Below are 12,780 nucleotides of genomic sequence, written 5' to 3' on the forward strand. Positions count from 1 at the left end.
GTTTAGCGGCCTCCTTCTGTTTCATAGTGAACCCATAGCTTGGATGTTGCGAATACTGCCGCTGTCAAAACACCAACGATGATGAGCATAACCCATGCCATAGCCGATGCATAACCCATATCGAAGAATACGAAGGCTTGACGGAACAGATACAAGGAATACAGCAGCGTGCCATCTAGCGGACCGCCCTCGCCTTTGGAAATAATGTAGGCTGGAACGAAGGTCATGAAAGCACTAATTAATTGCATAATCAGATTGAACAAAATAATCGGAGTCAGCATTGGCAACGTGATGCGGAAAAACTTTGTAAAGAAGCCTGCACCATCAACACCGGATGCTTCATACAATTCAGTCGGGATATTTTTCAGCCCCGCTAGGAAAATCAACATGGAAGAACCAAACTGCCATACCGATAGCGTTACGAGCATAAACAATGCGGCATTGGGATCACCGAACCAGCGCACGCTGTCTATTCCTATCGAGTTCAGCATCACGTTGATAACCCCTTGATCACCGAACAAGTTCCGCCACATAATCGATACTGCGACGCTTCCTCCAATAATTGAAGGCAAATAATACACCGTTCTATATAACCCGACAGCTTTCGAGGTTGTATTCAAGATCATAGCGACGAATAAAGCGAAAATCAGCCGCAGTGGAACACCCAGAAACACGTAAAGCATCGTCACCTTAAGCGATTGCATATAGCGGTCATCCGAGGTAAACATAGAAGTATAATTTTCAAGCCCTATCCAGCTCGGCGCGGACAGCAAATCATAATCCGTAAAGGAGAAATAAAGGGACGCAGCCGCAGGTATAAGGGTGAAAATAAGAAAGCCAATGACAAATGGAGATATAAAGGTATAACCAACGAGATTATTACGCAAGGACAATGATTTCATCATACCAGCTCCTGCTCCTAGTGAAGTCTATTAAGTCGGTTTAAGGGAAGGGCGATGGGCCATCTTATAAGCTCCATCGCCCGCTTTTCCAACCTTTATTTATTTTTTTTCAAAACGTTTTCTGCTTCACTTCTAAATTTCTTAGCAGCATCCTCTGCCGAAATTTGTCCGTAGTTCAGTTGCTCCGTCAAGCTTTTCAGCGATGCAAATACTTCGATAGCACCGATAGGATCAACTGGATCCATTGGGGAGCTGTTTTCTTCCGACCAAGCTACATAATCAAATACTTGAACTTGCTCTGGGGACAATAGCGGTTTAAGCTCTTCTTTAATAACACTGGATACTGGAACGCCACGCTCGCCGAGAATCAGCTTGTTTGCATCTGCATCGTTAACGAAGAAGTTGATAAATTTAGCTGCTTCTTCCTTCGCTTTCGAGTTTTTGGAAATCGAGAAGAACATGCTTGGCTTCAGGTACAAGCCTTCTTTAGCGCCTGGGTTCAGCATTGAAGCAATTTTCATCGGACGGTTCACCGCTTGCTGAAGGGCAACAAACTGGTTGGACCACTGCCACACGCCGACTTGCGTGCCTTTTACCGTCATATCATCCTCAACACCCTTAATTTGAGCGAGTGTATCTGGAGTTGGCGCTGCGCCGGATTTCACGAGATCCGCCAGTTTGCCAAAGAAATCTACGAACAATTGGTCATCTTCATAGCCTAGTCCATTGCCTGCTTCATTATAAAGCTTCTTGCCAACTGTACGGAGGTAGTAGCCGAAGAATACTTCTGCGCGCATGCCGCCGTCGATGTAAATGCCGTTCTCTTTCGCTTTCGCCGCCATGGACAGATAATCATCCCACGACCAATTTTCCGGGATGCTGTCTACGCCAGCTTTAGCAAGTGTTGCCGGATCGTAATGGAAACCTAGAGAGTTGACGCCAAGGTTCATCCCATACACGCCATCGCCCAATTTACCACCGTTCAAAGCATTTTCAGAAATGTTTGTTACATCAATTTCTTTGCCGAAGTAAGGTGTAAGGTCTGCTAGCTGGTCTTTACCTGCATACTGTGCATAATAGCCAGTATCAATTTGCATAATGTCTGGAAGCTCATTAGCTGCCGCTTGCGGAGCGATTTTTTTCCAATAGTCATCGTAGTTTGCATATTCCACTTCAATCGTTACATTTGGATTTTTTGTTTTATAAAGGTCAATGACTTTTTTCGTGTATTCGTGACGTGTTTCAGAGCCCCACCATGACATGCGAAGTGTTATCGGCTTATCGCCGCCACCGCTGTTCGTACCTGTATTTGTGCCTGTTCCCGAATTCGTTCCTGCGTTGCTGCCACAAGCGGTAGCCAGCATGAGTGCGGACGCCATGAGGGCGAGAACAACTTTTTTAGCTTGCTTCTTCATTTCGTATTCCCCCTTATTTCTTCTTAGTGATTATTTATCTTGCTTACAAATCAAATTATAGCGTTTTGTATGCGTTTTCTTAATAAAGAAAACCGCTTTTTTTGTTAAAAAAACAGAGATCACTATACGGTTATAGTGATCTCTTGTAGTCGGATGGCGTGTAGCCGGTATGTTTTTTAAAAACTTGGCTGAAATATTGCGGGTTATCACCGAAGCCGAAACGCTCCGCCAGCTCGAATACTCTAACGTCCTCCGTCCGCACAATTTCCTCCATCGCCTTCTCCACACGCAGCTTCATGACGTAGGCTGAAAAACGCTCGCCCGTTTCTTTTTTGAATAGTTTTCCTAAATAATCAGCATTCATATATAAAATTTCATTGGCTACCCAGTTGAGTGACAATGCCGGATCAGCTATGTTCGATGCGATAACCTCAATCATCTTTTTAATAACCGTCGATTGCTTGCTGGAAAATGAATCAAAATTCGCCTCGCAGATGTCTTTAGCCGCCTGGCTCACGAAAGCTTCAATAGCCTTCAGCGTCTCCAGCTCATCAAGTCGTGCCAGCATTTGCAAATAATCGTTTAAGCGTTCCGGTGTACTTTGCCGAGCAATTGAAACGAAGAGCGGAATGACATATGATTTCGTCAGCACCGTATCCATGCGCTGATCGGCGAGCAATTGAAAAAAACGGCCCAGTTCCTCGCTCGCTGCTTCCCAGTTTCCCGCTTTAAGCTCCATGCCGAGCTGCTCCTCGTCATAGTCAAAGCTCGAAAGCCGCGCCGCTGCTGCGGTTGAAAGATCCTGTGGCGTAATAATCGCCCCCTCCCCTACATGAAAGCGGAAGTTCAGGCATTCAAGCGTCTCACGGTACATTTTGCGTGCATCGGTAATTTCTCCGGCGCCGCTGACGGCAATCGTCGTTTCAAGCTTATAAAAATCAGTGAAGGTGCACTTCATGCCCGATAGCCGGGAGAACAGCTGCTCCTGCTGCTCCGTTTCCTGAATAAGCAGCAGGACGTGACGACCAATCGTTGTACTAAGCAGAACAATCTCCTCGCCAAGCTTTTCCTCGGCAATGTTCGTCAGCGCAAAAATATGCTCGTATTCAAACATTCCTTCCACCTGCATCAATATGAGTCTGATTGGCAAAGTCTCATGCGAAATATGAAACATCCTGCGGTACGTATCCCAATCGCGCTTGCCATATGTTTTATTCGTAACCAGCTCTTTAAGAAATTGCGCTTTCGCATGAGGAAGCACTCTGGTCAGCTCGCTTTGAATCGTTTGAACGAATTGATGCTGCGTGAGCTGCGACTGGAGTTCTTCGATAACTTCAGTAAGCGCCTCCGTAATCTTCGTCTCATTACAAGGCTTAAGCAGATAATGCTTGACCCCATAAGTCATCGCAGTACGTGCATAGTCAAATTCACTAAACCCAGAAAGCAAAATGAATGCAATTTGGGGATACAGCTCTTTCACCCGTTCTACGAGCTGAAGACCATCCATGCCTGGCATCTTAATATCTGAAATAATAATATCAGGCTGTTGTTCTTCCATGAAAGTCAACGCTTCCAGGCCATTTCTGGCTGTGCCGATTAACTCTGCCCCAGAGCTTGTCCACGGTACAATTTGTGAAATCCCTTCCAAAATAATACGTTCATCGTCTACTAACAGCACTTTGAACAAGCTAATCCTTCCTTTCGTAAGGCAGCTTCAGGCTGACCGCCGCCCCTTCATTCGGCTGGCTGCTCACATGAAGGCCATATTCCTCGCCATACAACAGCTTAATACGCTCATCAATATTTCGCAGTCCAAGCCCGGTTCCTTTCGCCCTCGCTTCGCCGCTTAACAGCTTATCTGCATACGCTTGCTCCATGCCAGGCCCGTTATCCCGTACAACGATATACAGGTACTCTTCCTCTGTATAAGCCTGAATGCTAATGGTACAGCTGTCAATCATTTCTTCCAATCCATAATGAATGGCATTTTCAATCAGCGGCTGCAGCGCCAGCTTTGGCAAGCCACAAGTGAGCAGTTCAGCCGGAACATCAAGCTTGAAATCAAGGCGCTCCTCGAAACGAAACGTTTGAATCGTAATGTAATGATTGACGATTTCCAGCTCCGTCCGCAGTGGAATAATCGACTCTTTCAAGTTGATCGACGTGCGAAGCAAGGAGCCGAGCGCCTCCACCATTTGTGAAATTTGCAGCTGATTGCTCATTTTAGCGCTCCAGTTAATCGAATCCAGTGTATTGTACAAGAAATGTGGATTAATGTTCGCCTGCAGCGCCTTGAACTGCGTATCCTTGATCGCGAGCTGCTTGACATAGTTTTCATGAATGAGCTCATTGATTCGCTCGACCATAATACGGAAGTTTCGCTGCATTTGGCCTACCTCATCCATCGCAAGCGCCCGCTCCGCCGGGTCCTCTACATAATCGAAATACCCCAATTGAATGCGCTTCATATTGGCATTAAGCCGTTCAATCGGCTTGGTGATGCCATTAGCAACCCGCAGCGCAAATATGCCCGATATAATAAACAGCAAGCCAAAAGCCGCAATAACGAAATTTTTGACCCAAACCACATTGCGAAAAATATCATCAAACGAGATGATTGTATAATAATACCAATTCATTCGATTGGACGCGACGTAGGTGACAAAAAAGGAATTGCCTTCCCGCTCCATAATGCGGTATCCACTGGACCCTGCTGTCAAACTTAAGAGCTCTTCAATGGAAAAAATAGCATTGTCCGGATATATTAATTCCGCACCTCTGGCAATCATCATATTGGCTCCACTGCTGTCAAGTCCGGCTGACAAGTCATGAAACAACTTAACCGCATCTACGCGCACAACAATGGTGCCTAAATAATCCATATCCAAATTTTTATAGCTGCGAATTTCACGGGCTGCCGACAACGCACTGTCACTTTCGCCAGGCGCCACCCACGTATTGCCCCCTTCATTTCGCTTCGTCTCCAGCTTAAGCCGCTCCAGTCTTGCACTGGATAAATTTATCGTTCGAACGCCGGTTGCATATGCCTTGTCATGCACATCATATAGCTGAACGGAATGAATGTATTTATCCAAACCACCTAAATTAACGACGCGGTCCTGAATATTGACTTGAAGCACGTAATTATCGTATTCTGTTCCACCGCTCTTAATGGTCCGCAAATATTCCTGTACTTTGGTGTCTGTTGCAATCGTATAGGACAACTGCTCGATTTTTCGAAGCTCATTCTCAATGCTTACAGCTGAGAGACTTAACGCTTTGGCAGATTGCTCATAGATTTTCTGATCGTAGATGTCGAAGGCATATTGCTGAAGAACGCCGCCAAGAACCGCAACGGTTAGGAGGACGGCGGAGAGGAGAAGGAACAGCTTATGTTTAATACGCAAATTCGCATAAAGCGCTCTCATATTACGCAAAGGAACTGCCCCCTTATCGACAATAAGCGCCCCGGTTGGAGCGCTCATCACCTATTGCTTCTATTTCTAGGCCTTGCGATACTTTAAATACAATGTAATTTCGTCGCGATTGTGGAATAACTGCTTTGCCCTCTCTATCGTAAAAGCGGAGCTGAGCCGCTCTGACACATCTCGAATCGTTTGCAGCGGTTTGCGGTGCATGAGCTTAATTGTAATAATCGCTGTAGCTTCACGCGCCAATGACTGCTGCAGGTCAAGCACGAGCCTGCTCATTTGCATGGGGCTCCAGCTCATATCGCAGACGAGCAAATCATAGGCTTCTGCGGGCAGCTTCACATCCGACGCATTACGCTTATGATAAGTCAAAGCGTAATGTCCATTCAACGAAGGATGCAGCTCGCCAGGATCGACGGCCGTTACTCGAAGGCCACGCTCCAGCAGCAGCGATGTCCAGCCTCCCGGTGCTGCACCTATATCCAGCGCTTGCTGGAATGTTTCATAATTCAGACCGAACTCCCGCTCCGCTTCAAGCAGCTTGAACTTTGCACGGGAAATTTGTCCTTCCTCCCGTTGAAAACGCACAGCGCCACCCGGCCAATCAGACAACATCTCGCCTGGTGTGCCACAGCCTACATAAAGCTGCCCGGCTGCTGCGTATATTGCAATAATCATATCTGGCTTTTGCCTCGCTGATTCGGCACCGATTTCTTCGAGTACCGCATCCAGCACCGCTTTCGTATCCGCCGCAGAATATGGGTAGACGGTTATCTTCGCCTTGCGCAAATGAATCGATACCTGCTTGTCCACAAAAGAAAGCTGCGCATTCCGCACAACCCTGGACAGCTCTTCCAAATCATCCGCATTGCCGCTCGTCTCAATGACACGGTCAACCGGCTGCAAATGCCGCAAAAAAATCGGCAGCTGCCGCAGAACCGCTTCCAAGGTTTCTTCCCTTGAAAGCGGACTTTCAAATAAAAACACTTCACCAGCCGCAAGCTGTGTCACTTTCAGCTGGCCTAATAAACGCCTCAGCTCTTCGACCGCATAGGCAGCATATCCTTGATTAGCCGTACCAATCCACCGGCTCATAACGCCACCTCCCTAACATCACACAAACCTTTACAATGAAGCAATTTCCTCCAGCAGCGAGAACGGCATCGGCCCATTATGCACTTTCGTTTCCTTCGGTGCATGGGCGTACAGCATCTGGTACATTTGTACCCGCCCTGCTGCGCTGGAGGTGTGCAGGAAAACCTGCTTCGGATAACGTCCCGTGCTCACCATATGGCGAACAACCTCCGCACCCGTATCCTGGTTCCAGCCCAAATCATAATCAAGAGATAAAATATCAATGTCTTCCGTGTCAATGATTTGTTTGCATTGCTGAGCTGTCAAAGCCAGTACAAATCCTTTTGGGCAATGCCTGTAATCGTCTAAAAAAAGATGAATCATGAACGATTCCCCCGTTCGCGATTTTAGCTTTCTTCTTGCTCCGGCTGGCAGGAAGGACATACAAATGCCTTGCGCGCAGCAGTGCCAACTACTTCAATTGGGGTGCCGCAAGTGCCGCATGCCTCCCCCGCACGCTCATAGACACGGCGCTGTGTGTAATAGCCGCCTGTCAGCTTGTCGTCCATAGTAAGTGGCTGCTCCACGCTGCCTCCCTTACCCGCCGCTTCTTTCAGTACTGCGTGCATCGCCTCATATAGACGCTTCCATGCCTCTTCCTGAATAAGCGGAATTTTGATATCTGGCCGCACAGCGGCAGCGTATGCAATCTCATCGGCATAAAAGGAACCGATTCCACTTATCACCTGCTGATCAGCCATTGCGGCCTTCAATGCTCCGCGTTTTTTACGGAACAACTGGGTAAACTTTTCAAGCGTCAGCCTTTTATCCAAAGGATCTGGCCCCAATTCTGCCAGCACCTGCCCAGTCTCCTTTACTGATAAAAGATGCACGAAGCCCTGCCGCATTCCTACAACATAAAGGCTTCCCGTTTCCAATTGAATGACAATTTGCGCCTCGCTCTGCGGGCGTTCATCGCCTTGCCCATAAAACAGCGACGCTCCAGCATCGAGCTGCGCAAACAAACGTTTGCCGTTATCAAGATGCAGCAGCAGATGCTTGCCACGACGCTCGACAAACCAGATCGTTCTATTCGTAAGCGCCTCGTCAAACTGCTCAGCAGAAACATTTAGAAGCTTCTCTTGCAGCACTTGCACTCCTGTAATCCGGTCTCCTGCGAGCCGTTCTGTTAATATTACGCGATAATTTTCAATTTCCGGCAATTCCGGCATTGCTGTTCGCTTCCTTCCTGTCTATACGCTATCCCTATGTCAGCAGTTTGCAGTTTCCGTAATATAAGAGATCAGCTCATCTAAATTTCTACATATTTTATCCGGTTCGCAGCCCGCGCGTTCCGAATAGTGCTTATAATTTTTCTCTGTTGTAAGTCCTGTCAACACGAGCAGCGTCCCACAGCCCGAAGCGCGGCCAGCCGCAATATCCGTAGCTAGATTGTCACCGATTACCCAAGTGTCCGCAGCCGGAAGACCCAATTGCTTTAAGGAATAATCCATCAAAATAGATGAAGGCTTGCCAATGACAATCGGCTCCTTGCCCGCTGCTGCTTGCAGCATCGCTCCAATTGAACCAGCCCCCGGCATTAAACCGCCCTCTGAAGGAAGCAGCAAATCCGGGTTCGTTAAAATAAACGGAGCTCCGCCATGAATATAGCGAACCGCAAGTGAAAGCCTCGAATAGCTAAGCTCTCGGTCAATACCTTGAATAACAAAATCCGGCTGTTCTTCCGTTAGCCGCAAGCCCGCTTCTACAATTGCCGCGCGCAGACCTGCCTCCCCAATAACAAAAACAGAAGCCCCCGGCTTTACCGAAGCCACATATTCAGCAGCAGCCTGCGCCGATGTGCACACATCCTGCGCTTCCGCCGGAATATCCATTCTGTTCAACCGCTCCGCTACTTCTTCCGGCGTGGCCGAGGAATTGTTCGTAACGAAGCGGTAAGGAAGATTCAGCTCTTTAAGCTTGCGCAGCAAGGCATCTGCACCAACAATTCTTCTCGTTCCATGATAAAGCGTGCCATCGAGATCGATGAGCAAGCCTCGCATTTCAGGCAAATTATGTCCCATGATTCCCCAGCTTCCTTCCTATCTTGCCCTGCAAGCGCAATGACCGCTTGCGAAGCTCTGCAAGCTCCGCCCGCTGCTTGGCAGTCTGACGCCCCCGAAGCGGATGGCTAAGCGCCATCTGCAGCGCTTCGTCCGCATATAATAAAGCCGATTCATAATCTTTCAGCTTATGTTCGTAATACATAGCGAGCTCGATAAAGGCACTGTCGTCGCTTGCCCCAAATTTGAGCGGCAACATTACAGCCTTCTGCCACAATAACACAGCTCGCCGCCAATTTCCAGCCTTCTTGTCACGTGCAGCGAGCAGCAGCAAAGCATTAAGCGTCATGCCCGGAAGCTGCTCCGCCACCGCGAATAGGCGTTCTGCCTTCTCCGCCTGTCCCATCTTCTCGAGCCACAGCCCTGTTCGCACAATTTCCTCCGGCTCTTCCGGCATCGGAAGCGGGCCGCAGCCCGCTTCGCCATTAAGCAAATGCCCAAAACGGATCGCCAAGCTTGCAAGAGAAAGCATGTCGATTTCATTATGGCGGAATACGCCTGCCAGCGGCTCCGGATTTTGATCGGCTAAATATTGAAAATACAGCTGCGGGGCAAGCGAGCCCGGCACATCATCCACACGTTCGATGCCAAGCCGCTCTTCCTCCACATGGCTGAGCCTGCAGGAAGCAAGCGTATTGCGCCAAACGCTTCGTGCAGGATGAAGAAAATCCAGATGCAGCGGCGCCCAAACTTTGCTGCCAAAGCCATTCAAGATAAATCGGTTTAGCATAACGGGCCAATCGAACGTTCTTCCATTGTACGTTACCAGGTACGCATAGGCCGTCAGCTTTTCCTTCAAATAGGCCAGCATCGCCCGTTCCTCTGCCGGATGGCGAATTAGCGCCTGCTCTACTATGAACTGCTGTTCCTGCCAGTAGGCGATGCCGACCATAAACGGCACATTGCCTGTCCCGACTCCGAGGCCGGTCGTCTCCAAATCCAGAATGAGCAAGTGCTCTGCACCAATCTGCTCCCCGTGAAAAGCAGATAACCCCTTGCTCGCCTCCTTAAGCTCCGACAGCCGGTGAATGCCATGCTGATGAGCGGCAGCATATTTCACTTCACGCAGCAAGAAGGTGCCGACTTCATTGGTTTGCAGCTTGACGCCCATAGCAAGCCAGCTCTCGGGAAGCTGCTCGGCGCCTGCTTCTGTTTCTGTTTCTGTTTCTGTTTCCAAAATAGTGCCATCCATATTGGCAGTATGGGAATCGTCAAGTTCATGCACTTTGCTATTGGCTAGTATATTGGTTTCTTTATTTCCTTCTATCGAGGTTTCTAGGGAGCCTTCTAGAGAGGCTTCTAAATCAGGCTCTCGATAGGGCTGTTCCCCTGCACCTTCTGGTGCTCCGCCTGTGCTGCTTGCTGCTCCAGCTGCGCTGCTGCGCAGGCGATTCATTCGCTCTCGCAAACTGCTCATGTATTTCCCTCCGCTTCTTCCAGAAGCTTTAGTGCCTGCTCCTTGCCCAGCAGTCCAACCTCTTCAATCGGTCCGACACAAGCAGGGCAGCCACTCAAGCAAGTACAGCCGCGAATGAGTGACTTTGCCTGCCGGATCAGTTCATCATGCACCTCAAACAATCTTTCACTCAGTCCGATGCCGCCTGGATACCTGTCATAAAAATAAATCGTCGGCTTCTGAGTATGCACAGCCTTCACCTGCGGCACGACGCGAATATCATAGGGATCGCACATTAGATAAAGCGGTGCAATATGAACCAATACATTCGCAATGCCCAGCAGTGCATATTGCATTTCATTTTTGCTTTTGCGCGCTGCAGCCTCTTCACTGAACGAGAACCAGTAGCCGCTCGTATGCAGCTCTTCCTCCGGCAAATGAATCGGACCTGAGCCAATATTTTCATGGCTTCGCAGCCGGATTTTTTTGAAAATCGTCGCCTTCGCATTCAGCGCCAGCTCGCCATACTGCCGCGTCAGCTCGCCCGATTCGCGCTCTTTGTCTACGTATAGCACCTTCAGCTCTACTGCGAGATTCGCATCGGTGTAATAATCGACATCGACTTTGCGCACATAAGCTTTCTTCTCTGCATAATCCAGCTTCTCGACCTGATACTGCACGCCCTCGTGAATATAAATCGCTTCTTCGTGAATAAGCGTTGGTGCGCTGAAGCGATCGACTTCGCCCAGTACTCGGCTGCCCTCGGTCATGTCAATGATGACAAAGTTTTCCTGAGCCGCGGAGCGCAGCGAAATGTTATGGGCGGGAAACGATTGCTCCATCCAATACCAGCGGCTGCCCGCACGGTGCAGCACCTTTTCCTCCGTTAAAAACTCCATCATGTCCGCAAGCGATTCCTCCCCAAATTTCTCGCCTTCTTCAAAAGGAAGCTCATATGCCGCACATTTCACATGATCAATGAGCACAAGTAAATTATCGGGATGAATAAGCGCACGCTCCGGCGGCCGATTGAAAAAAAAGTCAGGATTTTGAATCATATATTGATCCAAAGGATTGCTGCTTGCCACTAAAAAAGTAACCGCGCTGCCCTGGCGGCGTCCCGCACGTCCCGATTGCTGCCAGGTGCTTGCTACTGTGCCTGGATAACCGTTCAGCACGCAAGCTTGCAGCTGCCCAATATCAATACCAAGCTCCAGCGCATTCGTGCTTACGACGCCGCGAATTTCACCGCTGCGCAGACCGCGTTCAATTTCCCGACGCAGCTTGGGCAAATATCCACCGCGATAGCCGCGGATGGTTTTCGCATCAAGCTTGTCTTTAATGATGTCCTGCAAATAGGTCAGCAGCAGCTCCACACGCACCCGGCTTCGGGCGAATACAATCGTCTGCACGCCTTGGCGGAGCAGCAAGCCTGCCAGCTTCCTCGTCTCCAGCACACTGCTGCGGCGAATGCCGAGCTGCCTGTTCACAACAGGCGGATTGTAAAATATAAAATGCTTCTCCCCCGTCGGCGCACCATTGTTATCAACGAGCCGCACAGGCTCGCCTATTAGCTTTGCTGCATGCTCGGCGGGATTATCGATGGTCGCTGATGCACAAATAAATTGCGGAGTCGACCCATAAAACCGACAAATTCTTTTGAGCCTGCGGATCACATTGGCAACGTGGCTTCCAAACACGCCTCTGTATGCGTGAAGCTCATCGATCACAATATATTTAATATTTTCAAACAGCTTAACCCATTTCGTATGATGCGGCAAAATCGCCGAGTGCAGCATGTCCGGATTGGTCACGACGATATGTCCAGCGTTGCGAATTACTTGTCTCGCTGTTGGAGGGGTATCCCCGTCGTATGTATTTGTCTTGAGATCAACGTCCATCAGATCGGCAAGCGTCTGAAGCTCGGCCACCTGATCCTGCGCCAGCGCCTTCGTCGGAAATAAATAAAGCGCTCGACCTTCGTCATCTTCCAATAATGACTGGAGCACCGGCAGGTTATAGCATAAGGTTTTGCCAGAGGCAGTCGGGGTAACCGCTACAATGCTATGGCCTTCTCGTACGAACCGATAAGCCGTCTCCTGATGTGTGTATAGTTCATCAATTCCCTTTGTGCGCAGCGCTTCCGCAAGCTTCGGATGCAGATCCGCAGGCAATGCCGCAGTACTAGCCTCGCGCGGCGGAATGGTCCGCCAATGGGTGATATTATCCATTATGTCCTGATCGTGCTTCAGCAGCTCCAGCCACTCCTCGAGTCCCGAGGTCTTTCCCGTCCAGCGGTTCATGACTGTTTCTCTCCTTGTATCCTGACTTATAAAGGCCACTCGTTTCTTACATTTTACAAGAATACATGTTCGGCCTGCAATTTTATTTTTTGGGTATCCGTTTCTTGACAGCTTGGAGCATGGCGATTACAATGTG

At 49.0% G+C, this 12,780-nt stretch carries 10 protein-coding genes; all 10 read right to left on the reverse strand.

Translation table 11 applies throughout. The annotated features are described in order from the left end of the window. Positions 1–2: 2 nt before the first annotated feature. The 10 genes from MHB80_RS15645 to MHB80_RS15690 all read right to left on the reverse strand — a co-directional run bounded on the left by MHB80_RS15645 (position 3) and on the right by MHB80_RS15690 (position 12,644). Positions 3–902: a sugar ABC transporter permease gene (locus tag MHB80_RS15645; RefSeq protein ID WP_341282988.1), complete on the reverse strand. Its 900-nt coding sequence runs from the start codon at positions 900–902 to the stop codon at positions 3–5. A 95-nt stretch (positions 903–997) separates the two neighbouring features. Beyond that, positions 998–2,317, reverse strand: a complete 1,320-nt coding sequence (locus tag MHB80_RS15650; protein WP_341277870.1) for an extracellular solute-binding protein — start codon at positions 2,315–2,317, stop codon at positions 998–1,000. Positions 2,318–2,447: 130 nt separating this feature from the next. Beyond that, a complete protein-coding gene (locus MHB80_RS15655) occupies positions 2,448–3,995 on the reverse strand; it encodes a response regulator (RefSeq protein WP_341282989.1) in 1,548 nt (515 codons plus the stop codon). A gap of 10 nt (positions 3,996–4,005) precedes the next feature. Further along, a complete protein-coding gene (locus tag MHB80_RS15660) occupies positions 4,006–5,745 on the reverse strand; it encodes a histidine kinase (protein ID WP_341282990.1) in 1,740 nt (579 codons plus the stop codon). Between the two features lie 75 nt (positions 5,746–5,820). Continuing rightward, a complete protein-coding gene (locus MHB80_RS15665) occupies positions 5,821–6,843 on the reverse strand; it encodes an SAM-dependent methyltransferase (RefSeq protein WP_341277871.1) in 1,023 nt (340 codons plus the stop codon). A 30-nt stretch (positions 6,844–6,873) separates the two neighbouring features. Beyond that, positions 6,874–7,206, reverse strand: a complete 333-nt coding sequence (locus tag MHB80_RS15670) for a cyclic-phosphate processing receiver domain-containing protein (RefSeq protein ID WP_341277872.1) — start codon at positions 7,204–7,206, stop codon at positions 6,874–6,876. 23 nt (positions 7,207–7,229) lie between these two features. After that, positions 7,230–8,054 (reverse strand): DNA-formamidopyrimidine glycosylase family protein, encoded by an 825-nt coding sequence (locus MHB80_RS15675; protein WP_341277873.1) that lies wholly within the window; start codon positions 8,052–8,054, stop codon positions 7,230–7,232. Between the two features lie 39 nt (positions 8,055–8,093). Then, complete coding sequence (locus tag MHB80_RS15680; RefSeq protein WP_341277874.1) at positions 8,094–8,906, reverse strand: TIGR01457 family HAD-type hydrolase; 813 nt, start codon at positions 8,904–8,906, stop codon at positions 8,094–8,096. Then, positions 8,896–10,362 (reverse strand): ribonuclease H-like domain-containing protein, encoded by a 1,467-nt coding sequence (locus MHB80_RS15685; protein WP_341277875.1) that lies wholly within the window; start codon positions 10,360–10,362, stop codon positions 8,896–8,898. The genes MHB80_RS15680 and MHB80_RS15685 overlap by 11 nt, the downstream gene beginning before the upstream one ends. Next, the gene (locus MHB80_RS15690) at positions 10,359–12,644 is read right to left on the reverse strand and encodes a DEAD/DEAH box helicase (RefSeq protein ID WP_341277876.1); all 2,286 of its coding nucleotides are present in this window, start codon (positions 12,642–12,644) and stop codon (positions 10,359–10,361) included. Before MHB80_RS15690 ends, MHB80_RS15685 begins: the two co-directional genes overlap by 4 nt. Between the last annotated feature and the right edge of the window lie 136 nt (positions 12,645–12,780).

The sequence above is a fragment of the Paenibacillus sp. FSL H8-0537 genome, from assembly GCF_038051995.1.
In the GTDB taxonomy this organism is placed as follows: domain Bacteria; phylum Bacillota; class Bacilli; order Paenibacillales; family Paenibacillaceae; genus Pristimantibacillus.